Source organism: Mesoflavibacter sp. CH_XMU1422-2 (genome assembly GCF_037029245.1).
GTDB classification, from domain to species: Bacteria; Bacteroidota; Bacteroidia; order Flavobacteriales; family Flavobacteriaceae; genus Mesoflavibacter; species Mesoflavibacter zeaxanthinifaciens.
In genome coordinates, this window is the sequence record NZ_JAYMEE010000092.1 from 277220 (window position 1) to 303943 (window position 26724).

General features: G+C 31.9%; 16 protein-coding genes. 7 read left to right on the plus strand and 9 right to left on the minus strand.

All coding sequences use genetic code 11. From position 1 onward, the window contains the following. Nucleotides 1–25: 25 nt before the first annotated feature. Nucleotides 26–2557 (minus strand): translocation and assembly module lipoprotein TamL, encoded by a 2532-nt coding sequence (gene tamL / locus WA340_RS14220; RefSeq protein WP_336129562.1) that lies wholly within the window; start codon nt 2555–2557, stop codon nt 26–28. Nucleotides 2558–2708: 151 nt separating this feature from the next. On the opposite strand from tamL, the gene WA340_RS14225 reads away from it, so the two are divergent. Then, nucleotides 2709–3425 carry a TrmH family RNA methyltransferase gene (locus WA340_RS14225; RefSeq protein WP_336129563.1) on the plus strand — a complete coding sequence of 239 codons (717 nt, stop codon included), beginning with the start codon at nt 2709–2711 and terminating at the stop codon, nt 3423–3425. A gap of 4 nt (nt 3426–3429) precedes the next feature. On the opposite strand, the gene porT is transcribed toward WA340_RS14225, so the two are convergent. After that, nucleotides 3430–4149 carry a type IX secretion/gliding motility protein PorT/SprT gene (porT, locus tag WA340_RS14230; protein WP_336129564.1) on the minus strand — a complete coding sequence of 240 codons (720 nt, stop codon included), beginning with the start codon at nt 4147–4149 and terminating at the stop codon, nt 3430–3432. A gap of 5 nt (nt 4150–4154) precedes the next feature. Then, entirely contained in the window at nt 4155–4883 is a 729-nt protein-coding gene (ubiE, locus tag WA340_RS14235; protein WP_336129565.1) for a bifunctional demethylmenaquinone methyltransferase/2-methoxy-6-polyprenyl-1,4-benzoquinol methylase UbiE, read from the minus strand. 118 nt (nt 4884–5001) lie between these two features. Here ubiE and trkA point away from each other — a divergent pair, with 118 nt between their 5' ends. After that, entirely contained in the window at nt 5002–6351 is a 1350-nt protein-coding gene (trkA, locus tag WA340_RS14240; RefSeq protein WP_304141195.1) for a Trk system potassium transporter TrkA, read from the plus strand. Between the two features lie 4 nt (nt 6352–6355). After that, entirely contained in the window at nt 6356–7861 is a 1506-nt protein-coding gene (locus tag WA340_RS14245) for a TrkH family potassium uptake protein (protein ID WP_106680045.1), read from the plus strand. On the opposite strand, the gene WA340_RS14250 is transcribed toward WA340_RS14245, so the two are convergent. The 3 genes from WA340_RS14250 to WA340_RS14260 all read right to left on the minus strand — a co-directional run bounded on the left by WA340_RS14250 (nt 7862) and on the right by WA340_RS14260 (nt 13351). Continuing rightward, entirely contained in the window at nt 7862–10573 is a 2712-nt protein-coding gene (locus WA340_RS14250) for a T9SS type B sorting domain-containing protein (protein WP_336129566.1), read from the minus strand. Nucleotides 10574–11055: 482 nt separating this feature from the next. Beyond that, complete coding sequence (locus WA340_RS14255; protein ID WP_336129567.1) at nt 11056–12246, minus strand: pyridoxal phosphate-dependent aminotransferase; 1191 nt, start codon at nt 12244–12246, stop codon at nt 11056–11058. A gap of 1 nt (nt 12247) precedes the next feature. Next, a complete protein-coding gene (locus WA340_RS14260) occupies nt 12248–13351 on the minus strand; it encodes a fatty acid desaturase family protein (protein WP_027881053.1) in 1104 nt (367 codons plus the stop codon). A 130-nt stretch (nt 13352–13481) separates the two neighbouring features. On the opposite strand from WA340_RS14260, the gene rsmG reads away from it, so the two are divergent. Then, nucleotides 13482–14108: a 16S rRNA (guanine(527)-N(7))-methyltransferase RsmG gene (gene rsmG, locus WA340_RS14265; protein WP_027881054.1), complete on the plus strand. Its 627-nt coding sequence runs from the start codon at nt 13482–13484 to the stop codon at nt 14106–14108. A 55-nt stretch (nt 14109–14163) separates the two neighbouring features. Here the strand turns inward: rsmG and metK are convergent, their stop codons facing one another. Next, nucleotides 14164–15417, minus strand: a complete 1254-nt coding sequence (gene metK / locus WA340_RS14270; protein WP_336129568.1) for a methionine adenosyltransferase — start codon at nt 15415–15417, stop codon at nt 14164–14166. A 313-nt stretch (nt 15418–15730) separates the two neighbouring features. Here metK and WA340_RS14275 point away from each other — a divergent pair, with 313 nt between their 5' ends. Next, nucleotides 15731–18310: a phosphoenolpyruvate carboxylase gene (locus WA340_RS14275; RefSeq protein WP_336129569.1), complete on the plus strand. Its 2580-nt coding sequence runs from the start codon at nt 15731–15733 to the stop codon at nt 18308–18310. A gap of 170 nt (nt 18311–18480) precedes the next feature. On the opposite strand, the gene WA340_RS14280 is transcribed toward WA340_RS14275, so the two are convergent. Next, nucleotides 18481–19716, minus strand: coding sequence for an ammonium transporter (locus tag WA340_RS14280; RefSeq protein WP_336129570.1), 1236 nt, complete (start codon nt 19714–19716; stop codon nt 18481–18483). 11 nt (nt 19717–19727) lie between these two features. Beyond that, complete coding sequence (locus WA340_RS14285) at nt 19728–20066, minus strand: P-II family nitrogen regulator (RefSeq protein ID WP_223077435.1); 339 nt, start codon at nt 20064–20066, stop codon at nt 19728–19730. Between the two features lie 441 nt (nt 20067–20507). Between WA340_RS14285 and gltB the strand changes: the two genes are divergently transcribed. Both gltB and WA340_RS14295 read left to right on the plus strand, forming a co-directional pair. Next, a complete protein-coding gene (gene gltB / locus WA340_RS14290; protein WP_336129571.1) occupies nt 20508–25013 on the plus strand; it encodes a glutamate synthase large subunit in 4506 nt (1501 codons plus the stop codon). A 4-nt stretch (nt 25014–25017) separates the two neighbouring features. Continuing rightward, nucleotides 25018–26484: a glutamate synthase subunit beta gene (locus WA340_RS14295; RefSeq protein WP_336129572.1), complete on the plus strand. Its 1467-nt coding sequence runs from the start codon at nt 25018–25020 to the stop codon at nt 26482–26484. Nucleotides 26485–26724 lie beyond the last annotated feature (240 nt).

Here is a 26724-nt window from a genome sequence, read left to right on the forward strand (position 1 = left end):
AACGTTATCGCAAAATTAAGCCTGTTTAGAAAGGATAATTTATACCAATATTATATACCGCGTTAGAGAAGTTATAATCTTTAAACCATCTATTACCTTCTGAATAAGCAGGATTATAGGTTTTAAATCCGATGTCGCCACGTAGTACAAAAAAGCCAAAATCGTACCTTAATCCAAAACCAGAACCAACAGCTATGTCTTTTAAAGAGTCAAATCCAGAAAACGTTGCACGGTCGTCTTCAATATCATCAAAAACGTTCCAAATGTTTCCTGCATCTACAAATAAAGCGCCGTTTAAATCACCAAATAGGTTAAAACGTTGTTCTGCGCTAAGAGCAATTTTAAAGTTAGCTTCATTAAACTCGTTTGTAGTATTTAAACTTCCTGGTCCTAAGTTATATGCTGTCCAAGCTCTGTTGTCATTAGCGCCACCTGCAAAGAAACTTTTTGAGAAGGGTATGTTAGTTGAGTTACCATAAGGAATTGCAATACCCACAAAACTTCTAATTGCAAATACGTTTTTATAACCTAAGCGCCAGTGTTTAATGTAATCAAATTCGGTTTTTACATATTGAGAAAAAGCAACGTTAAAAAGCTCGTATCTGTCACTATCGTTTTTTTCTATACCAATTAAAGAAGATACGGTTGATAAGAAGTTACCTGCTAATTCTAATTTAAGTCTTAGTATTGAAAAATCTTCGTCTAATAAATTGTCTCTACGGTCTTTGACGTAGTTAAAATTTGTAGAGAAAATTAAGTTGTCCTCGGTTAGTCTTACTTTTCTTTCGGCAATTGCATTAGCGGCTCTTATATCGTCTTCAGTTAAAACACCGTTGTAAGTTCCGTTTCTAATTTCATTTAAAAAATTATCGGCTTGTGCAGGTATGCCTAAAGTTTGGCTTGGCGTAATAAAACCACTGGTTTGAGCAATTTCATTTAAAGCATCGTAAGAGTTTTGATACACATTAAAATAATTGGCTGTGTTAAGGTTTTTTACAAATTGAATGTTGAAAAAATCTAATCTGTTTGTCACCTTTCTGCTAGGATACCATTGGTAGTTAAAGATGCCTGTAAAGGTTTGTCTATCTAAACCAATATTGGTTTGGCTAGATGCCGAAAGAGAAATTTTTGTACTAGGAAACATGGATTTAGGAATGATCTTTTCGGTATTAATAGGAAAGAAAATCCTTGGGAAACTAAGCTTTAAATTAGCTCCAAGCTCATTAATATCAAAAAATTGATCATTACCATTATTTGCATCTTTTGAAGCACCAATAGAAGCAAATCCAGAAAGCTCTAACGTTTCTGCACCTCTAAACACATTTCTAATTAATAAACTTGGATTAAAAGAAAATCCTACAGTTTGTATGTTACTTTGAAATGTTTCTGCGCTAATGTCTAATTCAAACTTTTTTAATGGTGTTAGATAAATATTGGCGGTTAGCGTAGTGTCTAGATTTTCTACATATTCAATATTTGGGTATTTAAACGTACGTAGATTACTTATTAATCTTGATGTTAATGGTCTTGCTTGGTCTTTAAAAATGGTGTTTGGCGAAATAAAAACAGCATTTGTAATAGCTTTAGGTTTGTATCTTAATTTACCAACGCTATATATATTGTAACCGTCATAATTTACAGAGTCTGTTAAAGTTGCATTTCTGTTTTTAAAAGAGCTATTGGTATAGATATTTACATCTTTTATGCTATAAATTTTAAAGGGTTCTCGTCTAGATTCGTCTTCTTCTCTTATTAAGCGGTTATCTATAACTGTTTCTAAAGTCATAGTGCTGTTGCCTCTTAAAGTATCAGATACATAGCGTACGTAATCTTGAGAAAAATGATAAACACCATTGTTGCGCATTAGATTGGTAATACGATCTTCTTCGCTATAAAGATAATTGTCTTTAAATTGTTTACCTGCTTTTATAAAGCTTTCATTTTTATGTTCTTCATAAATTTTTTTTACTGATGGGGATGCGATTGTTGCATATACTGTATCTAAAATAAAGGGACTTCCTGTTTCTATTTTATAGTCAATCGTTCCTCTTTTATTGTCTTTTCTATTTATTTTATAATCGGTTTTTACATTAAACCAACCGTTAGATTTATAATAGTTTTCGAGATTTTTTGTGGATTTTTTAGTTAACTCTTCATTGATTACTACTGGAGCTTCACCTGTATTTTTAATCCATTTATTAAAATTAGATTTGCTTTCTATAAGTTTATCTAATTGTTTTCTAGAAAGAAGTTTTGACTTGCGTTCCATTTTTTCTGGATTGTTGTAATACTTTTCCATTAAAATAGAATCTATATTAGGTCTAGCTATATTATAAATAAATAGACGTAGAGGTGTTTTTATTAAAGGTATTCGAGTGTTTGGTTTTTGTACAATGGTGTTAGAAATAGTGTCGTTTGCTATTTTTTCTCCATTTATAATTAAATTGTTTTCTGTTAAAAGATGCTGGTTTTCGCCGACACGTTTAACCGAATTACAGCTGTTAAGCAACGTAACAATTAATAAAAAAACGATTATTTTTGGTTGAAATGTTTTCAATGATGTTTTAAAAAGCTAAGCAATTTTAATCAAAAGTTGTGCCTCTTATTTAAGGCTAGTTCAAAAATACATTAAATATTGAATAAAGCTTAGGTGTAAATCTCTAAACTCCTTTTTTTTCTGTTACTTTATAAAAAAAATTAAGATAAAAGTGATTTCTAAAAATCAGATTAAAAATATAACGCGTTTACAGCAAAAAAAATATAGACAGCAAGAAGGTTTATTTATTGCTGAAGGTGTAAAAGTGATTAATGAGTTTTTAAATTCGGCATTTAAATTAGTCGATTTTTTTACCACCAAAACTTTTAATGTTGAAAACGAAACACTAATAACCGAAGCAGAACTAAAAAAAATTAGTGCTTTAAAAACACCAAACACTGCTTTGGCGGTTTTTAAAATCCCTAAACTATCCTTAATAGAAAGTAAAGGGTTGATAGTAGCTTTAGATGCTTTAAGAGATCCAGGAAATTTAGGAACTATAATTAGACTTTGCGATTGGTTTGGTGTAAAACAATTATTATGTAGTAAAGAAACTGTAGATTGTTTTAATCCAAAAGTCGTGCAAGCAACCATGGGAAGTTTAACACGTGTTAATGTGTTTTACATAGATTTAAATCATTATTTAGAAGAAACTAAACAGACTGTTTTTGGAGCTTTTATGGATGGTGAAAATGTTTACGCATCTAATTTACCAACCGAAGGTATTTTAGTATTAGGTAATGAAGCCAATGGTATTAGTCAATCTATTGAAAAACACGTAAATCAGCGCATTAGCATACCAAGATTTGGAGATTTGCAAGCAACAGAAAGCTTAAATGTAGCTACAGCAGGAGCTATTTTGTTAAGTGAGTTTAGAAGAAGTAATTAAATTTTTATTGAACTGTGAAATTTATAAAAATTCCGCGAGTTTGCATTTTGTTTATGTTACTTGTCCAAGGACTATTTGGGTCTTTATCTCTGATAAGTTCGTCATTTAAAGCAAAGACACCACGTATTGACGGTGTAAACTTAAAACGATCTAGGTAAAAATCTATACCAAACCCTAGCTCATAAAACTGTGCGTTTTTTTTCATTCTAAATTCTCCAGCAGAATTATCGTCAGGATTTTTTTCGTTGCTAGATAAGTTAATAGCTGTAGATATACCAGTTAGGATAAAAGGTTTTATATTATTAATCCTTTTAGTTGAAATTTTTAAAAGTAAAGGGAAATATACATAAGTAGATTTTACTTCTCGTAGTAAATCAGAATCAGACACTTCATCTTCAAAATTATCAAAGTAATTAATAGAGTAGTTTAGGTTACGTTGAGATATTACTAAACCAGGCTCTAAACGCAAGTCAAAATGATCATTAATTCGTAAATTACCAATTAAACCTACATTAAAACCAACACTTCGTTCAGTTTGTATGTCGCCTAAATTGTTGTTATAATCAAATTTAAAGTCTAAATTATTAAAACCTAAATAATAGCCCCAACTTAAAGTAGATTTATCTACACTTTGTAGGTTTTGTACTTTTTCTTTTGAAAATAATTGGGCATTAGACGTTGTTATGCTTGATACAACAAAAAGTAAAGAAAAAATATATTTCATGTAAATTATTGTTTTGATGCTGTATAGATTGTTGCTACACCAAATGTTTGTGGTTTATCTTCCACATTAATAAACCCAATATTACGTAAAATATTGTTTAAAGCTTCACCATAAGGAAAAACAGAAGCACTTTCGCTTAAATATTTGTAAGCCGTTTTGTCTTTAGAAAATAGTCTGCCAATGCTTGGTAGGATAAATTTAGAATAAACTTTATACCCTTGTTTAAAAGGAAATTTAGTAGGTACAGAAGTTTCTAAAATTACAAAAGTACCACCAGGTTTTAATACGCGTAAGATGTCCTTTAAACCATTTTCTAAAGTTTCAAAATTTCTTACCCCAAAAGCAACAGTTATAGCATCAAAAGTGTTGTCTTCAAATGGCATGTTTTCAGAATCGCCAATAATCATTTTAACACGATTGTCTAACTGTTTAGCTTTGACTTTTTCTTTACCTACTTCTAACATTCCTGGACTAATGTCTAATCCAACAATTTCTTCTGCAGAAGTTTCGGCTAAATTTATAGCTAAATCACCTGTGCCTGTAGCGATATCTAAAATGGTTTTAGGTTGTTGTTTTTTAACTATTTCAACAACTTTTTTTCGCCATTTAATATCAATTCCAAAAGAAATAACACGGTTTAAACCATCATAATCTTTAGAGATTGTATCAAACATTTTTGTGACTTGTTCTTTCTTGCCTAAGTCACTATTTTTATAAGGATTTACTTTTGTCAAAACTAAATTTTTGGCAAAGATAACGCTTTACATATTCTCTTAAAACTTCAAAAGGATAATTATTTAAGGCTTAAATATTTAAAATATTTATCTTTGTACCCCATATTTTATACAATCTATGAAAATAATTATTGCAGGAGCAGGTGAAGTTGGATTTCATTTAGCAAAACTACTGTCTTACGAGTCTCAAGAAATTACTTTAATTGATACCGATAGAGAAAGCTTAACTTACGCAGATAACCATCTTGATATTAAGGTTATTAAAGGTGATGCAACATCTATTGCCATTTTAAAAGAATCTAGGGTAGAAGCATCAGATTTATTTATAGGTGTAACCGCTTCAGAAACTACAAATATTACAGCTTGTGTCCTTGCTAAACAATTAGGAACAAAAAGAACAATTGCAAGAATTTCTAATACCGAGTTTATTAAGCATAAAGATGAAGTTGGTTTTACAAGATTTGGTATTGACGAGCTAATTTCTCCAGAAAGTTTAGCAGCATCAGAGATAGAATTACTTTTAAATCAATCGGCTTTTAAAGATAGTTACGAGTTTGAAGATGGTGCATTAACTATGGTGAGTTTAACGTTATCTAGAACAGCTAATTTTGTTGGTAAAACTGTAAAAGAGGCTGGTCAATTGTTTTCAGAAATTCATTTTGTACCTATAGCAATACAACGTTTTGGAACACAATACACAATTATTCCTCGTGGCGATACCGAGTTTAGAGAAGGAGATAGCGTAGTATTTATTACTAGTGAAGGTGGAGATCAAGAATTGTGTAAAATGACAGGTAAAACTAATGCATCAATTAAAGATGTAATGATTCTTGGCGGTAGTAAAATAGGATTTAAAACCAGTAGAGATTTATCTGCAAATGGGTTTAATGTTAAGCTTATAGAAAACAATAAAGATAGTGCTTTTGACCTAGCAGATGAGCTACCAAAAGTATTAGTGATAAATGGAGACGGACGTAATGTAGAGTTGCTTGAAGAAGAAAATATTAACGATATGGATGCATTTATATCTGTAACTGGTAATTCTGAAACCAATATTATGTCTTGTTTAGTAGCTAAGTCTAAAGGTGTAAGAAAGACAATTGCTTTAGTAGAAAATATGGATTATTTTGAATTGTCTCAATCCATAGGAATAGATACACTTATTAACAAAAAACTTCTAGCAGCTAACAACATATTTAGATATATACGTAAAGGAGAAGTAATAGCAATGACAAAACTAAACAACATGAATGCAGAGTTGTTAGAGTTTAAAGTCAAGCCAACATCAAAAATTTGTAATAAATTAATTAAAAATGTTGAGTTTCCTAGATCTGCAATTGTTGGTGGTGTTATTAGAAATGGAGAAGGGTTAATAGTCTTAGGAGGATTTAAAGTAAAAGAAGGAGATTACATTGTTGTTTGTTGTCTGCCAAGATCTATTAAAGAAGTAGAAAAATTATTCTTGTAATTACATGGGAAAGCGACTTCATCTTAACTATAAAATTATATTTTATTTTTTTGGGCTATTATTAGTTTTTAATGGTGGTTTTATGTTATTATCCTCTTTGGTAAGTTTGATTTATCAAGATGGAGTAACGTTACAAATTTTTCTTTCAGGAATTGTAACCTTAATTTTTGGTCTCTTTGGGATGTTACATCATCGTAACCATAATAAAGAGATGAATAAACGTGAAGGTTATATTGTAGTAGCTTTTGGTTGGGTTGTAATGTCTCTTTCTGGAGCAATACCCTATGTTGCAACTGGAGCAATACCTAACTTTACTAGCGCTTTTTTTGAAACTATGTCTGGTTTTACTACAACAGGAGCGTCTATTTTAAATGATATAGAAGTCGTACCAAAAGGTGTTTTGTTTTGGAGAAGCCTAACGCATTGGATAGGTGGTATGGGAATTATCGTTTTAGCAGTTGCAATTCTTCCTTTATTAGGAATTGGGGGAATGCAGTTGTTTGCTGCCGAAGCACCAGGACCAAGCGCAGACAAATTACATCCTCGTATTACAGACACAGCTAAAAGATTATGGCTAATTTATTTTGGATATACAGCAGCTGAAACGATTTTACTTAAGGTTGCAGGAATGAGCTTTTTTGATGCTATTAATCATTCAATGAGTACGCTTTCTACAGGAGGTTTTTCAACTAAAAATGCAAGTGTTGCCTATTGGAATGATAATCCTTTAATTCAATACATTATAATATTATTTATGTTCTTAGCAGGTACTAACTTTGTTTTAAGTTATTATGCATTTAAAGGAAAAGTGCAAAAGATAATTAAAGATGAAGAGTTTAAGCTGTATTTTAAATTTATAGCAGTTTTTACATTAGTTGCTTCTCTTTTAATTTATTTTAAAGCTGATATTTCAATGTCAAGTATATCTCATCCTCAAGTATTAGGAGAAGGAGAAAGTGCTTTTAGACATGCTTTATTTCAGGTGTTAACAGTTGTGACTACTACAGGTTTTATTAGTGCAGATTATTCTTTATGGACACCATTTTTAACAGTTATGTTTTTTGGTTTAATGTTCTTGGGTGGATCTGCAGGTAGTACTTCTGGAGGTGTTAAAGTAGTTCGCCATTTAGTAATGATAAAAAACGGTTTCTTAGAATTTAAAAGAACACTTCATCCTAATGCGATTTTGCCTGTTAGATATAACCGTAAATCGGTCTCTGGTATTATTGTATTTAACATCCTTGGATTTTTTATTCTTTACATGATTTCTTTCATTACAGGTGCATTAGGTTTTTCTATGATGGGATTTGATTTTGAGTCTTCTATAGGTATTGCAGCTTCTAGTTTAGGAAATGTTGGTCCTGCTTTAGGTGTTTTTGGACCAGTAAATAATTATGCAGCATTGCCACCAATTGGACTTTGGTGGTCTAGCTTTTTGATGTTAATTGGTCGTTTAGAATTATTTACTGTGCTAATTTTATTTACACCGTTTTTTTGGAGAAATAGATAGTTATCTTTTCAAGGTAAAATGCCCAGATTTTTCAATTATTTGGTCATTTTTGTCAATTAATGTTGCTTTATACCAATAGTCAGAATTAGGCAATAATGTTCCATTGTATTTGCCATCCCAACCATGTCTAATAGTCTTTAGGCTATAATTATATAATCTTTTACCATACCTGTCATAAATCGTAATTTCTACTTTTTTGTATAGATTATCGTTTATACCATAAACTATCCATTTATCGTTAATTCTATCATTATTAGGTGTGAAGAATTTTGGAAAAAATATATATGAAAACTGAGTATTAATAGGTCTTTCGCAATCATTAATATCTCTTACATAAATATCAATAACACCAGGTGTTACATTTTGAAAAACATAATTGTTTCCTTGTCCAACATAAGTTTGGTCGTCTAAAGAAAACTCATAAAGACTATTTCCATCAACAGATACATAAAGTGTTGTGCCATCTATAGATATATTTTTAAAAGTAACATTTTCAGGCTCTTGTACAGTAAAATCTTTAGAGTAAGAACAGGTTAATCCATTTTCTGTTTTGGTAACTGTAACATTATAATCGCCTGAGGATTGTATTTGAAATAGTCTTTGTGTAGATAATATGTTTCCGCTACTATCAGACCATGTCCATGTGTTATTAGAGCTGTTTCCATCTAATATTGGATTGTCTTGTAAATAGCATAATAGATAGGAGTCTTGTATATCTAGGTTGATTGAAGAATTAACTATTAAATCCATAGTAGCTATTCTACCACAACTACCGTTTTCGTCTCTAACTATAATCCAAATAGCTCCACTACTGGATGTGTATTCACTTTCTAACGGATTATTATTTGTTAATGCGTTATTATATGAATCGTAAAAACTAATTTGGTCTGTTTCTGAAACGTTTAATAAAGTGTTGATTTCATCCATTTTTTCATTAAAATCAAAATAGCCTAAATTATTATTAGTAACATCGTCAGAATCTTCACAAACTATATAAGGTGAAATTGTTACAAGTGGTTGAAATTGTGTTTCTATATTGAAACTTTGTATGTTCTCACAGTTTCTGTCTGTTGTAATCTTAACAAATATTTCTTGAGGATTAGTTGTGTTTTCAAAAGATTCAGGATTTTCAATTTCATTTGTGCCATTTTCAGCATCTTGTATAGATGTGTAAAAATTTAGTTGATAACCATCAGTTATTTCTTCGTTTAATTCATCAATATCAAAACCATAGTGCACTTCGTTTAAATTAAATATAGATGTTTCGTCAAAGTCATTATCACATTGTAACATCGAGTAGGAATCTTCAAGATTTATAACAGGATAAGCTATAACTTCTTTGTATAAATCAATAACTTTTGATCCAACTGTTATCACTGCTTTAACAATGTAAGTCCCTGCTTCTTGATATTGATGTGATGGGTTTAAACCAGTGCCTGTTGTGCCATCACCAAAATCCCATGTAGCACTTGTAATTGTTGCATAAGCATCTAAGGAAAAGTTAAGAGTGGTATAAAAACAGTCATTTTTTACAATAATTCTATTTCTAAAATATGATGTTACAAAGTTTGGTAATCCTTGCGTTGTTCTTGAGTCTTCAAATATTATTTGAGAAGGATTATATTCTATATTATCAAAATCTTCTGGGTTATTTATTACACTAAGATGCTTAAGAGAATAAGGTTGTCTATCTGCTAAATAATTAGTCATGTAAATTTTAGAGTTACTTGCTAATTGTAGGTTACCAAAACTTCTTCTGTTGGAAAATTCGATTAAAACTTTATCGTTAAATGGCTGGTTTACGTCAATGAAGTATTTGTGTAAAAAACCATTCCCATTAAAATTACCTGAAAAATATAATATTTTAGAGTCTGCAGAAAACTCAATACCTTCAACATTAACAGGAGTAAAAATATAACCTGCATTTATAGAGCTTAATTGGTTGATATCATCATTATCCATATTAAAACTATATAGTTTTACGAAAGTAGATGTTCTGATATCTCCCACAGCAATATACTCTCCATTTGGTGAAAATTTAATTGGTCCTAAAGTGTTTTCAAACGGTTGGTCTAAAACTATGTAATTGGATAGGTAAGCTAAAGAGTCAGTAAATGCTCCGTAAGCACCGACAGTAATAACAAAAAAAGCATTATAGTTGTCGTTATTTGGGTTTGTTTTGCCTATTCCGACAGCTTTAACAGAATTAGTCTCAGGTGAGTAAACAGCAGTGATTCGTTCAGTAGAAGACGTAGTAATTGTAACATTTTTATCAGTTACAACACCTAAAGGATTTTGGTTACTAAACACTACTTTAGAAAAAAATATCCCACCGCCACTTGTGCTAATTTTTGTAGTAAGAATAAAGTATATATTGTCATTATTTGGATCTGGAATAATTATACTGGATTGGTTGTTATCTATTTCAGCATTTAGTCCTTCACCATTATCCATTATCTCATGATTCTTATTCCAAACTGTTTGACCATTGGTATAAAACATTAAATTTCCATCTCTATCAGATATACTAGAGCATCCTGCAGGAGTAGACATGCTACTGTCATATTGAATATTTACTTGAGCAAAGTTAAAGTCTAAGCCAGAATATTCCCCAAAATACCAGTTATTAGTCTCGTTTTGAGCATAAAAGGATTGGCTGTAAATGAAAAGTAATGCAAATAGGAATATGTATTTACATAGTAAATATTTCATGAATTTTTTCTTTTTAATAGCAATGGAATACTAAGATAGAAAAAAGAAATTAATTTGATATTGAAAAAAAAGTTTTTGTTTTTATAATTGATTGATATGTAACTTTTTAGACGAAATAGCTACTTATATATAAAGGTTTTGTTTAACTATAAATGTCAACTATTATGTTTGATGGTTCATCTTCTTCTGTAATTAAAAACAATAGAAACTTATTAAAAAATAATAAGAGAGAGAAGTTTGTGTATAAAAGAAGTAAGCATAATAAAGTGGAAAAAGAAAAGTTTGATCACTTAATTTTAAACACACAATATTGTCAAAATATTAGAAAAAAAATGCGAAGAGAGCACAGAATTAGAAGGAAAAAACAAATTGTTTCTCTTTTGTTAATAATGTTTCTTTTAATTTTAATTCTCCATTATTATTCGTAAAAAAAAAGACCTTAAAAAATTAAGGTCTTTATAATTATATATTATAAAATATTTTTAGCTAACAGCTTCTTTAATTCTCTGTATTGCTTCTTTAATTTGTTCTTGACTTGCAGCATAGCTAATACGGATACAGTCAGGATTACCAAACGCATCACCTGTTACTGTTGCAACTAGTGCTTCTTCTAATAAGAATAAAGAAAAATCCGTAGCGTTGTTAATTGTTTTTCCTTTTAAAGTTTTTCCAAAAAAATAAGATACACTAGGGAAAACATAAAAAGCGCCTTCTGGTACATTGGTGTTAAAGCCTTCAATATCACTTAGTAAATCTAAAACTAAGTCGCGACGTACCTTAAACTTGTCTATCATAAATTTGACAGCGCTTGGGTCTGCATTTAATGCAGTAATAACAGCACGTTGTGCAATACAGTTAGCACCACTAGTAACTTGACCTTGCATTTTATTACATGCACGAGCTATCCAATCTGGAGCGCCAATGTAACCAATACGCCATCCAGTCATAGCAAATGCTTTAGATACACCATTTACAGTAATAGTTCTATCGTACATACCATCTATGCTAGCCATACTTGTGTGTGGCGCTGCAGTATAGTTAATATGCTCATAGATTTCATCTGAAACGATATAAATATTTGGGTGTTTTTTTAAAACTTCAGCTAAACCTTCTAATTCTTCTTTGCTATAAATAGATCCACTTGGGTTGCAAGGAGAGCTAAACCAAATCATTTTAGTTTTTGGTGTGATAGCAGCTTCTAATTGAGCTGGAGTCATTTTAAAATCTGTATCAATAGTTGTTGACACTTCTATTGGTACGCCTCCATTTAGCTTTACAATGTCAGAGTAGCTTACCCAATAAGGACAAGGTAAAATAACTTCGTCACCTTCATTTAACATTACCGCAGCTACATTGGCTAAGCATTGTTTAGCTCCTGTAGAAACAACTATTTGTGGTAATGTGTAAGTAAGATTATTATCGCGTTTAAACTTAGTAATTATAGCTTCTTTTAACTCTTGGTAACCGTCTACTGGTGTGTAAGAATTATAATTGTCATTAATAGCTTGTATGGCAGCGTCTTTAATAAAATCTGGAGTATTAAAGTCAGGTTCGCCTAAACTAAGTCCAATAATATCTTTGCCTTCACTTCTTAATTCTCTTGCTTTAGCCGCCATAGCCAAAGTAGCAGAAGTAGACATGTTTAAAATTCGGTTAGAAAGTGGTTGATTCATCTTATGCTTGTATAGTGTTTGGTCTTTGCCCCATTTCTTTTAAAAATTTAAAATGAGCAATAACAGCTTTACGTGTTGTTTTATATTCGTTGTAAGGTAAATTAAACTCTTTAGCGGTATTTTTTACTATTTCGGAAATTTTACCGTAGTGAACGTGACTAATATTTGGGAATATATGATGTTCAACCTGATGATTTAATCCTCCTGTAAACCAGTTAATAATTTTGCTTTTTGCACCAAAATTAACTGTAGTTTTTAACTGGTGAATTGCCCAAGTGTTTTTCATTGTACCATCTTTTTCTGGTAGAGGCATTTCTGCTTCATCCATAACGTGCGCTAATTGAAATACAACACTTAAAATCAAACCAGCTGTATAATGCATGATGAAGAAACCTAAAAGAACCTTCCACCAAGCAAGATCAAAAAATACTAAAGGAATAATAATCCAAATAGCGATATAAACTAATTTTGAAATTACTAATTTACTCCAATTCCAAACAGGATTAGGAAATTTTCCATAGGCTAATTTTCGTTTCATGTAGCGTTTCATTTGTTGCCAATCTGTAGTAATCGCCCAATTAATGGTTAATAAACCATATAGTAAGATAGAATAGTAGTGTTGAAATTTATGGTGTTTTCTCCATTCTGTATGTTCAGAAAAACGTAAAATACGACCTGCTTCTAAGTCTTCATCATGACCATGAATATTTGTGTAAGTATGATGTAAAACGTTGTGTTGTACTTGCCAGTTGTAAACATTACCTGCTAAAATGTAAATACTGCTTCCCATTAAACGGTTAACCCATTCTTTATTAGAAAAAGAACCATGGTTACCATCGTGCATCACATTCATACCAACTCCAGCCATACCAATTCCCATAACAATAGTTAAAAGTAATTGAGCCCAACCAGGAATGTTTAAGGTCATAATTAAAAAATATGGAGCTAAAAACATAGTAAACATAACTATGGTTTTAAGCCAAATACGCCAGTCTCCTGTACGTTTAATGTTGTTTTCTTTAAAATACTTGTTTACTCTTTTGTTAAGTGTTCTAAAAAAGTTTGCAGAATCTGTTCTTGAAAAAGAAAGTGTTTGCTTTGTCATTGCTATTAATTATTTATTTTATAACGTGTAAGAGCCAAATTTTATTGGCTGTAAAGATATGTAAATATGTAAAAGCAAGCGCAATGTTTTAGTGTTAAATGTCTATTTTTGCCTAAATTTTATACAACCCATGGAACTCATTTTAAAATATTTTCCTGATTTAACAGAGAAACAAATTGCTCAATTTGAAGCTTTAGAAGATTTATATAAAGATTGGAACTTAAAGATAAACGTCGTGTCAAGAAAAGATATTGACGAATTGTATTTGAGACACGTTTTACACTCATTAGCTATTGCAAAAGTTATAAATTTTAAAGACGGAAGTTCTTTGATGGATGTTGGTACTGGTGGCGGTTTTCCGGGTATACCGTTGGCTATTTTATTTCCTAATTGTCAATTTCATTTAGTAGATAGTATTAATAAAAAACTAAATGTTGTAAGAGAAGTAATGGCTGGTTTAGAGCTTGAAAATGTAAAAGTAACACATACTAGAGTTGAAGAGATTAATGAAACTTACGATTTTATTATTAGTCGTGCAGTTGCAGCAATGCCAACTTTTGTACATTGGGTAAAGGGTAAGATAGCTAAACCACAGAATAATGATTTAAAAAATGGAATTATTTATTTAAAAGGCGGTGATTTAACTGAAGAATTAAAAGATTATCAAACCACGACTATTTATAATATATCAGACTTTTTTGAAGAAGATTTTTTCGAAACCAAAAAAGTAGTTCATCTACCATTAAAATGGAAGTAAATAAAAAAAAGCCTTTTCATATCGAAAAGGCTTTTTTTATTTTGATTTATAAGAATTATAACCCAAATTCAGTTTTTACTTTTTCAACATAGTCAAGTTTTTCCCATGTAAATAATTCAACATCTAATGTTACATTTTCACCGTTAGGTTGTTCAAAAGTTTTAGTAACAACTTCGTTTTGTCTTCCCATATGTCCATAAGCTGCAGTTTCGCTATACATAGGGTTACGTAGTTTTAAACGTTCTTCGATAGCTGCTGGACGCATGTCAAATATTTTCGAGACTTTTTCTGCAATTTCCCCATCGGTCATATTAAAAGGACAAGTTCCGTAAGTATCAATAAAAATCCCCATTGGTTCTACAACACCAATAGCATAACTTACTTGTACTAAAACCTCGTCACAAACTCCAGCAGCAACAAGATTTTTAGCAATGTGTCTTGTTGCGTAAGCAGCACTACGGTCTACTTTACTTGGGTCTTTTCCTGAAAAAGCACCACCACCATGTGCGCCTTTTCCGCCATAAGTGTCTACTATAATTTTACGACCTGTTAATCCTGTGTCGCCATGTGGTCCACCAATTACAAATTTTCCTGTTGGATTGATGTGGTATTTAATGTCGTTATTAAATAACCCTTTTAATTCTTCAGGTAAAGATGCAACAACTCTTGGTATTAAAATTTCAATAATATCCTTTTTAATTTTTGCTAGCATGGTAGCTTCATCTGCAAAATCGTCATGTTGTGTAGAGACTACGATAGCATCAATACGTTGAGGTACGTTATCATCACTATACTCGATAGTTACCTGGCTTTTAGAATCTGGTCTTAAGTAAGTAAAATCTTTGTTTTCGCGTCTTAAAGTTGCTAATTCTTTTAAGATTTTATGAGATAAATCTAATGCAAGTGGCATGTAGTTTTCAGTCTCGCGTGTTGCATAACCAAACATCATACCTTGGTCACCAGCGCCTTGTTCTTCTTTAGTAGCACGGTCTACACCACGACTTATGTCGTCACTTTGCTCATGTATTGCACTAAAAACACCACAAGAGTTACCGTCAAACATGTATTCTCCTTTGGTGTAACCAATTTTATTTATAGTGTCTCTTGCAATTTTTTGAACGTCTAAATAAGTGTTAGACTTAACCTCTCCAGCTAAAACCACTTGACCAGTCGTAACCAACGTTTCGCAAGCTACTTTACTTTCTTTGTCAAATGCTAAAAAATTATCAATTAAAGCATCACTAATTTGATCTGCTACTTTATCTGGATGTCCTTCAGATACACTTTCTGATGTAAATAAATACGCCATTTTAAATTTAATTTATAGGTAAGATTTGACACGTGCGTCTCAAGGAAGTATTACTGCCTTTAGCATTTTTTATGGAGGTTGCAATCAGTCAAATCTTTCCTCTGTTTTTTCGAGCGACAAATGTACTAAAATAAAATAATTTAAAAACTGATAAGACGTTAAAATTATTATAACAATAACTTCAAATACAAGAAGAAAAAAATATTAATTACGAAAAGGTTTTCTCTAATTTAATCTTAAAAAACGGGTTATACTTTGCTAAGTTTAAGAAGCTTCATTAACTTTAAGCTTAATAAAAAAATAAAAGATAAATATGCCTTTACAGCCAAAATTAACTCGTTTTAATCAAAATGTTTTGTCAAAATACCAAATCTACAATAGTATTTTTATGACTCTGCCTTTTGATACAATTACAAAAACTGGTGTCTTATTACCGTTGTTTCATGAAACGTGTCAGAAAGGTTTTAAAGATGGGCAAAATCCAACCGAAATTGTAGAAACCTTCTTTGAAAAATACCAAGCAAGACGAAGTGAAGAAAGCCGAATAAATCTTATGTTTAGGTTTATTCAATATATAGAAAGACAAGTTGTTTTGTTTGATGCTATTGAAGATGCTGCATTTCCTGTAGTAAATAATATGGATGGTATTGGTACGTTAAGAAGTTTAAAAGAATCTACTAGAGCAAGTGGAAAATTAGACGAGCTACGTGAATATTTAGAAGAATTTAAAGTGCGAATAGTACTTACTGCGCATCCAACTCAATTTTATCCAGGTTCTGTTCTAGCGATTATTACAGATTTAACAGAAGCAATAAAAGATAATGATTTGTTAAGGATTAACGATTTATTAGCCCAATTAGGAAAAACACCTTTCTTTAAAGATAAAAAGCCAACACCATACGATGAGGCTGTAAGTTTAATTTGGTATTTAGAAAACGTGTTTTACTATTCTTTTGGTAAAATATTCGATTATATTCAAAGTAATATTTTTGAAGGCGAAGTAGTAAATAACGATATCATTAATGTTGGCTTTTGGCCAGGAGGAGATAGAGATGGTAATCCGTTTGTTACACCAGAAATTACTCTGAAAGTAGCAAATAAATTAAGAGAAGCAATAATAAAAAACTACTATCGAGATGTAAGACGATTAAAAAGAAAGTTAACCTTTGAAGGTGTAGAAGATAGAGTTTTAAAATTAGAGTCTCAACTATACAGTATTGTGCTTCAGCAAGAATCAGATTTAACACTTCAAAACTTTACTGAAGAATTAGAAGCTATAAAAAAAGTAATTATAGAAAAACATCAATCACTTTACGTAGATGAATTAAAAAGTCTACTTAATAAAGTGAAATTGTTTGGTTTTCATTTTTCAAATTTAGATATCCGTCAAGATAGTCGTGCACATGCTAAGGTGTTTAACACTATGGTTGATACTTTAATTGAAAGCGGTAGTGATATTTTTCCTAAAAATTATCACGATTTAAGTGAAAAAGAACAAGTGCAATTACTCTCTAAAGTAAAAGGAAAAGTAGACTTGTCATTGATAAAAGATGAAGACGCTTTAAAAGCACTTAAAACTATAGAGGTCATAAAAACTATTCAAGAGAATAATGGAGAGCGCGCAGCAAACCGTTACATAATTAGTAATAACCAAACCACATTAAATGTGATGCAGTTATTTGCAATGCTTAAACTGGTAGCGTTTCATGATAAACTAACTGTAGATATTGGTCCGTTGTTTGAAACCATTACAGATTTAGAAAACGCACATTTGGTAATGGAAGAGTTGTATACAAATCCAGAATATAGTGCACATTTAAAATCTAGAGGTAACAAACAAACCATCATGTTAGGTTTTAGTGATGGTACAAAAGATGGTGGTTACCTAATGGCTAATTGGGCAATATATAAAGCTAAAGAACGCTTAACTGAAGTGTCAAGAAAATACGATGTTACAGTAATTTTCTTTGATGGACGTGGCGGACCGCCAGCACGTGGTGGTGGTAAAACACACAACTTCTATGCGTCTTTAGGACCAACGATTGAGGATAAAGAAGTGCAATTAACCATTCAAGGACAGACAATAAGTTCTAATTTTGGGACTTTAGAATCTTCACAATATAACTTAGAACAATTAATAAGTTCTGGACTTTACAATAGTTTAAGTGATACAGATTTAAGAATGGTACCAGAAAATAGAGAAGTAATGGATAATTTAGCAAAACTAAGTTACGAAGCTTATTCTAACTTTAAACAACATGAAAAATTTATTTCTTATTTAGAGCACATGAGTACTTTAAAATATTATGCTAAAACAAATATCGGTAGTCGTCCGTCAAAAAGAGGAAAATCTGAAGGTTTAGTATTTGAAGATTTAAGAGCAATACCTTTTGTAGGGTCTTGGAGTCAGTTAAAGCAAAATGTACCTGGATTTTTTGGTGTAGGAACAGCACTTAAATATTATGAAGATGCAGGCGAATTTGATAAAGTGCAAGCTTTATTTAAATCGTCAAATTTCTTTAGAACATTAATAGAAAACAGTATGATGTCACTATCAAAATCGTTTTTTGATTTGACAAAATATATGAGCGAAGATCCTGAATATGGTGAGTTTTGGAATATTATCTATAAAGAGTTTGAAACCTCTAAGCGTCTAATTTTAAAGCTAACTAGTTATAAAGAATTAATGCAGGAAGAGCCAGCAGGAAAAGCTTCAATAAATGTTAGGGAATCTATAGTGTTACCTTTATTAACTATACAGCAATATGCCTTGAAGAAAATTCAAGAACTGCAAAAAGATGGCGTGACAGAAGGTAAAGAGTTAGAAGTGTATCAAAAAATGGTAACACGTTCATTGTTTGGTAATATTAACGCTAGTCGTAATTCGGCTTAAGATTAAAATGAATTTCATTTAACAAAAAGGCACTTTTTTAAAGTGTCTTTTTGTTATTTCTTTATCCATAAAAATGGAAAAACCTCAAAGCTTTTACAACCTTGAGGTTTAACACTAACTAACAAACTAAATAAAAATAGTTACTTAAAACCACTTTAAATTTTAATGTCTTAATGCTCGTTTAATCTAAAGTCAGGATATGCACTCATACCATGTTCATAATCGTCTAATCCATTAATTTCTTCAGCTTCAGAGACTCTAATGCCTGCTACTTTTTTAAGAGTAAATAATATTATAAATGAGGTTGCTAAGCAGAAAACAGCGTAAGCAGCAACTCCTATTAATTGATTTAAAAATTGATCAAAACCGGCTAGATTTCCAAAAATACCAACAGCTAATGTTCCCCAAATACCGCAAATTAAATGAACAGCAATTGCACCAACAGGATCATCAAGTCTAATTTTATCAACCAATGCTACAGCACCAACAATCAATCCGCCAGCAATAACACCAATTAATATGGCATCTGTTGGAGACATTTGATCAGCACCAGCAGTAATCCCAACTAAACCACCTAAAATTCCGTTTAAAAACATCGTTAAATCATAATTTTTATAAGCTAACGTTGAAATTAAAAAAGAGGAAACGCCTCCAGCTGCAGCAGCTAAAGATGTAGTCACTAAAGTAAGTGATGTTGCTGCTGGATCTGCAGATAAAACTGAGCCGCCATTAAACCCAAACCAGCCTAACCATAAGATTAAAACACCAGCGGTAGCTAATGGTAAATTATGACCAAGGATAACAAAAGATTTTCCGTCTTTAAATTTTCCAATACGTGCGCCAAGTAACCAAACAGCAACTAAAGCTGCCCAACCACCAACGGAGTGTACTAATGTTGAACCAGCAAAGTCATAAAAACCTAGTTGGTCTAACCAACCTTCTCCCCATTTCCAAGAGCCAGCAATTGGATAAACTAATCCTACATATATAATTGTAAATATCATAAATGGTCCAATTTTAATGCGTTCGGCAACTGCTCCAGAAACTATTGTTGCTGCTGTTGCAGCAAACATTCCTTGAAATAAAAAGTCAGTCCAATATGTGTAGCCTGCGTTGTAATTAAGGTCTAATGTGCCTTCAGTGGTTACAGGTGAATTTAACCCAAAACCAGAGAAACCAAAAAAGCCTGAAGCGCCTTCTTCAAATCCTGGATACATTAGATTAAATCCAACTAAACAATATAAAAGTAATCCTACGCAGATAATAAATATGTTTTTAAATAATATGTTAATGGTATTTTTTTGTCTTGTCAATCCTATTTCTAATAGAGAAAAGCCAAGATGCATAAAAAATACTAAGGCTGTACAGATCATCATCCATACATTATTTGTGGTTAATAATTCCATTTTGTTGTTAGTTAGTTTAAAGTGTTTCCTCCTTTTTCTCCTGTTCTTATGCGATAAACTTCTTCAATGTTTGAAACAAAGATCTTTCCGTCTCCAACTTCACCTGTTTTTCCTGCTTCAATTATAGCTTGTACTGTAACGTCTAAAAATTCATCATTAACTACAATTGATAAGTAGCGACGCTGTATGTCACTTGTGCTATATGATACACCTCTGTAAACGTGTCCTATCTTTTCGTTACCCAAACCAGTAACATCCCAATAGGAAAAAAAATTAACTCCAACTTCATGAAGTGCTTTTTTTACAGCAGAAAACTTAGACTTTCTAATTATTGCTTCTACTTTTTTCATTTATTTAGTTGTTTTTTGTTAGTTGTTGTTTTAAAGCTAATAAAAAAAGATGTTTAACCCTATAAAATTAAGGGGTAATGTTTTAATTTTTGCTAAATTGATATTTTTAACCCTTAAAAGTTAAGGGTGAAATATTTATATTTAAAAATGTTATCAAATCCTTAATCGGTGTTTTGAGTAAATCTCAGTAAATAGATATTTTCGTTGAATTTATTTTTGATTTTCGTCTTTTTCGAAAACCTTTTCGCAACAAATTGCCTTTTTTGCTGAAAATTATCATTAGTTATTTCTTATTTTTTAGCGGTTCATTTTGATAATATCTTATAAAAAATTAATGTCATTATTAAATATGGAAAAATGATTTCACTTCTTTCATATTAGGATGTATCACAGTATCTTAGGATAAATACAACTAACTAACTCTTTAAAAATTTTTGCATTATGTTAAAGCAACAAGGCCTTTATTTTCCAGAATTTGAGCATGACAATTGTGGAGCAGGATTTATTTGCAGTCTTAAAGGAAATAAATCAAATAACATCATACATAAAGCATTAGAAATACTTGAAAAATTAGAACATCGTGGTGCTGTAAGTAGTGACGGAAAAACAGGTGATGGCGCAGGTATTTTAATAGATATTCCGCATGATTTTTTTGTAAAAAACTGCAGTTTTATTTTGCCAAAACCTGGTGAGTATGCTGTAAGTAATATGTTCTTGCCTCAAAGGGAAAATCAACGTAATTTCTGTATTGATATTTTTACAAAATATATTGAAGAACAAGAGTTAGAAATTTTAGGTTGGAGAGATGTACCTGTAGATACTTCGGTTTTAGGTAAAATTGCTGCAGAAACAGAGCCTTTTGTAAAACAAGTCTTTGTAGGTAAATCCGATAAAAAACAATCAGATTTTGATTTCAATTTAAAACTTTTTACAGCAAGAAAACAAGCAGAACATGCTATTAGAAATTCAAAGTTATCTGAAAGTTCAAGGTTTTATTTGCCTAGTCTTTCAACCAAAACCATAATATACAAAGGACTATTAATTCCTGAAGATATAAAGCTGTATTACACAGATTTACAAGATCCAACACTAGTCACGCGTTTGGCGTTGGTGCATCAGCGTTTTTCAACTAACACATTTCCTACTTGGGATTTGGCACAACCTTTTAGATATATGTGTCATAATGGTGAAATTAATACACTTCGAGGAAATGTATCACGCATACTTTCTCGTCAAGAATTAATGGAAAGTGATTGGTTTGGAGAAGATATAAAAAGTATTTTCCCAATTGTGATACCAGGAAAATCAGATTCTGCTTCTATGGATATGGTTGTAGAATTATTACTAATGACAGGAAGAACTTTACCAGAAGTTATGATGATGTTAGTGCCAGAAGCTTGGGAGAAAAACTCAGAAATGTCTGAAGCTAAAAAAGCGTTTTACGAGTATAATTCTTGTATTATGGAACCTTGGGACGGACCAGCATCAATACCGTTTACAGATGGTAATTATATCGGTGCAGTTTTAGATAGAAATGGTTTACGACCTTCAAGATATTCTGTGACTAAAGACGGATATGTAATTATGTCTTCAGAAACTGGAGTGATAGAAATTGATCCTAAAAACATAGAAAAACACGGTCGTTTAGAACCAGGGAAAATGTTTTTGGTAGACATGAATCAAGGTCGAATAATTAATGATGAAGAAATTAAAGCAGATATTGTTACCAAACATCCTTATAAAAAATGGTTAGATAAAAACTTAGTGCACTTAGCAGATATACCTGCAAAAAAAGGACCAATAAAACACAAAGAAGACGCATTAGACAAAAGACAAGTTGTATTTGGGTATACGCAAGAAGATTTAAACACCATTATCAAACCTATGGCACAATTAGGAAAAGAGCCAATAGGATCTATGGGAAATGATACGCCAATTGCGGTGCTTTCTGAAAAACCACAACTGATTTACAACTATTTTAAACAGCTTTTTGCTCAAGTTACAAATCCGCCATTAGATGGTATTCGCGAAAAATTAATCACAGATATTAGCTTGACTTTAGGTAGCGACACTAACATTTTCAAGATTAACGAAGATCAATGCCGAAAGTTAAAAATTCAAAATCCTGTCATTTCAAAACACGATTTAGATAAGATAAAAAACTACAAAAACAATCCAGATTTTGTAGTTAGCACGATATCGATGTTATATGAAGTTGATAAAGGCTTAAACGGATTGGAAGCAGCGTTAGAAGATTTAGTAAAACAAGCTTCAAAAGCTATAGATAAAGGTGGGAATATTATCATCCTTTCCGATAGAGGCGTAAACAAAAAACTAGCACCAATTCCTGCATTAATGGCGTGTTCTTATGTAAATCACGAATTGTATAAAATAGGTAAACGTGCCAAGGTTAGCCTCATTATCGAGTCGGCAGAACCAAGAGAAGTCCATCATTTTGCACTACTTTTTGGTTACGGTGCAAGTGCAATAAACCCTTACATCGTAAACGAAATTGTTTACAATCAAGTTGAAAATAAAGAAATTGAAAATCTAGATTACCTACCGGCTATTAAAAACTACAATAAAGCTATAGGAATGGGTATTTTAAAAGTGATGAACAAAATCGGTATTTCAACACTTAATTCTTATCGTGGTTCTCAACTTTTTGAATGTGTAGGATTAAACACAAAAATTGTAAGCGATTATTTTCCCAATACCATAACAAGAATACAAGGTGTTGGCTTACGCGAAATTGAAAAAGAAATTTACAAGCGTCATAAAAAAGCCTACAAGACAGATGAAGTTGATGCTGATTTAAATTTGGAATTTGGCGGACAATACAAATGGAGACGTCATGGCGAAAAACATACGTTTAATCCATTAACTGTTGCAAAACTTCAAGAAGCTGTGAGAAGTAATAAGCACAAGACATATAAAGAATATTCCGATTTAATTAACGAGCAAAGCAAGCAGTTAATGACCATTCGTGGCTTATTTGAATTTACTAACTACGATCCAATTCCTTTAGAAGAAGTCGAACCGTGGACAGAAATTGTAAAACGTTTCAAAACAGGAGCAATGTCTTATGGATCTATTAGTAAAGAAGCGCATGAAAATTTAGCAATTGCGATGAATCGTATTGGAGGAAAATCCAATTCTGGTGAAGGAGGAGAAAATGAAGAGCGTTTTTATAAAGACTTAAATGGAGATTGGAAAAACTCAGCAATTAAACAAGTTGCATCAGGTCGTTTTGGTGTGACGTCAAATTATTTAACCAACGCATCAGAGATTCAAATAAAAATGGCGCAAGGTGCAAAACCTGGAGAAGGTGGACAATTACCTGGTCCAAAAGTAAATCCAGATATTGCAAAAACACGTAATTCCACACCTTATGTTGGTTTAATTTCTCCGCCGCCACATCACGATATTTATTCTATCGAAGATTTATCACAATTAATTTATGATTTAAAATCGGCTAATCGTGACGCACGAATTAATGTAAAATTAGTATCCGAAGTAGGTGTTGGTACCGTTGCTGCTGGTGTTGCAAAAGCAAAAGGCGATGTGATTTTAATTTCGGGTCACGATGGTGGTACTGGTGCATCTCCGTTAACATCACTAAAACACGCTGGTTTACCATGGGAATTAGGTTTAGCTGAAGCACAACAAACTTTAGTAATGAATGATTTGAGAAATCGTGTGGTTTTAGAATGCGACGGACAATTAAAAACAGGTCGTGATGTTGCTATTGCTTGTCTTTTAGGAGCTGAAGAATTCGGTTTTGCAACAGCGCCATTAGTGGCTTCTGGCTGTATTATGATGCGTGTTTGTCACTTAAATACATGTCCAGTTGGTATTGCAACACAAAATCCAGAACTACGTAAAAAATTCAAAGGAAAACCAGAACATGTAGTTAACTTCATGTATTTCGTTGCGCAAGAATTAAGAGAAATTATGGCGCAACTTGGTTTTAGAACCGTTAATGAAATGGTTGGTCAAGTTCAAAAATTAAACAGAAATAATACCATTAAACATTATAAGGCTTTAGGTCTGGATTTAACGCCAATTTTACATCAAGTAGATGCGCCAAAAGACGCCAAATTTTATAACACCGAAAAGCAAGATCATGCTTTGGATTCGGCTTTAGATTTTAAAATTATTAGTCAAGCTCATCCGGCGTTATTCAGAAAAGAAAAAACAGTACTAGAATCAAAAATCACTAATCGTAATCGTGCTTTCGGAGCGATTTTAAGTAATGAAATTTCAAAAATTTATGGAGCGCAAGGTTTACCAGATAACACGTTAAAAATCAATTTTACTGGTGCTGCAGGACAAAGTTTTGGTGCATTTGCAACCAAAGGTTTAACCTTGGTTATTAATGGTAACTCCAACGATTATTTAGGTAAAGGATTGTCTGGTGCAAAAATAGCAGTAAAAGTTCCTGACGAGTCTACATTAGTACCTGAAGAAAATATCATTATTGGTAATGTGGCGCTTTATGGTGCAACGTCTGGCGAAGCTTATATTAACGGAAAAGCTGGCGAGCGTTTTTGTGTGCGTAATTCTGGCGCAAGTGCTGTTGTCGAAGGTATTGGTGATCATGGTTGCGAATACATGACTGGTGGACGCGCTGTGATTTTAGGTGAAGTTGGTCGTAATTTTGGAGCAGGAATGAGCGGCGGAATTGCATACATCTACGATTCAAAAAATACGTTTGAACAACATTGTAATAAAGAAGGATTAAATCTTGATCCAGTTGAAACTGCTGAAGATATTTCAGAATTAAAAGACTTAATAGAGAATCATTACAACGCAACATTAAGTCCGTTAGCACAACGTATTCTCGAAAATTGGCAAACAGAATTGCCAAAATTCATTAAGGTATTACCGGAAGAATACAAACAAGCATTAATTAGAATAGCAGAAGAGCAAACTGTAAAAGCTTAAGATTATGGGAAAGACAACAGGATTTTTAGAATATAAAAGAGAAGACGAAGGTTATTTAAAAGTAGAAAATCGTCTAAAAAATTATAAAGAATTTACAGTGCCTTTAAAAGAGGAAAAACTCAAAAATCAAGGTGCAAGATGTATGGATTGCGGTATTCCGTTTTGTCATAGCGGTTGCCCATTAGGTAATTTAATTCCGGATTTTAACGATAAGGTTTATAAAGGACGATGGAAAGAAGCGGCACAAATTTTACATGCAACAAACAATTTTCCAGAATTCACAGGTCGTTTGTGTCCAGCACCTTGTGAAGAAGCTTGTGTTTTAGGTATTAACGAAGATCCAGTAACCATTGAAAATATTGAAAAAAATATTGCCGAAATCGCCTTTAAAGAAGGTTGGGTTGAAGCGCATCCGCCAAAGCATCGTACAGGTAAAAAAGTTGCTGTGGTAGGTTCTGGTCCGTCAGGTTTAGCAGCTGCACAACAATTAAATAGAGCAGGACATTTGGTAACGGTTTTTGAGCGTGACGCAAGAGTTGGTGGTTTATTGCGTTATGGTATTCCTGATTTTAAGTTAGAAAAGAAAATTATAGATAGACGTATAAAAATACTTGAAAACGAAGGGATTATCTTTCAAACCAATGCTCATGTTGGGCAAAATATAAGTGTCGAAACGTTAAAGGCAGATTTTGATGCGATTCTTTTATGTGGCGGCGCAACCGTTAGACGAAATATTCCTATAAAAGGAAATCATCTAAAAGGTGTACATCAAGCAATGGAATTTCTGAAGAAAAATAACCAACATGTTGATGGATTAATGGGTGAAGATGAAATTATTTCAGCAAAAAATAAAAAAGTAATTGTCATTGGTGGAGGCGATACAGGTAGCGATTGTATTGGTACAAGTAATCGTCATGGTGCAACATCGGTAACAAATTTTGAGATTTTAAGTAAACCAACTAAAGGTCGTCCAGCGCATCAACCTTGGCCTTATTGGCCTATGCGATTAAAAACAACAACGTCTCATAAAGAAGGCGTAGAACGTTTTTTTAGTATTTCAACTAAAGAATTTTTAGGCGATAAAAATGGAAATTTAATTGGTTTAAAAACGGTTGAAGTCGAATGGATTTTTAAAGAAGGCGAAAGACCAGAATTAAAAGAATTACCTGGAACAGAAAAAACTTGGGACTGCGATTTAGCGCTGTTAGCACTTGGTTTTACTGGTGCCGAAAAAACTTTAGCAGAACAATTTGGTCTAGAAATGGATTTTAGAACCAACATCAAGGCAACCGAAAAAGATTACGCAACCAACGTAAAAGGTATTTTTACTGCTGGAGATATGCGTCGCGGTCAGTCGTTAATTGTTTGGGCAATTTCCGAAGGTCGTCAAGCAGCACATCACGTAGATGCTTTTTTAATGGGAAAATCTAATTTACCACTAAAAGAAGAAGGTGATTTACCTAGAGTGTAATTTGGATTTTAATTAAATAATTTCAATATTTGATTATCAAGATGAACAAACAAATCGTAAATATCATTTCAATTATTAGCATTGTGATTATTAAATCACGGTGGTAAGGAATGGTGTCTATTAGTTAAGAATAAATTTAAAAGCCTTCCTTTTTCAGGAAGGCTTTTTTGTTGGGTTTATTTTAGTTCAAAGTAAAATAAAAAGATCAAATATTAACAATTGGGCATCATACTTGTTTTG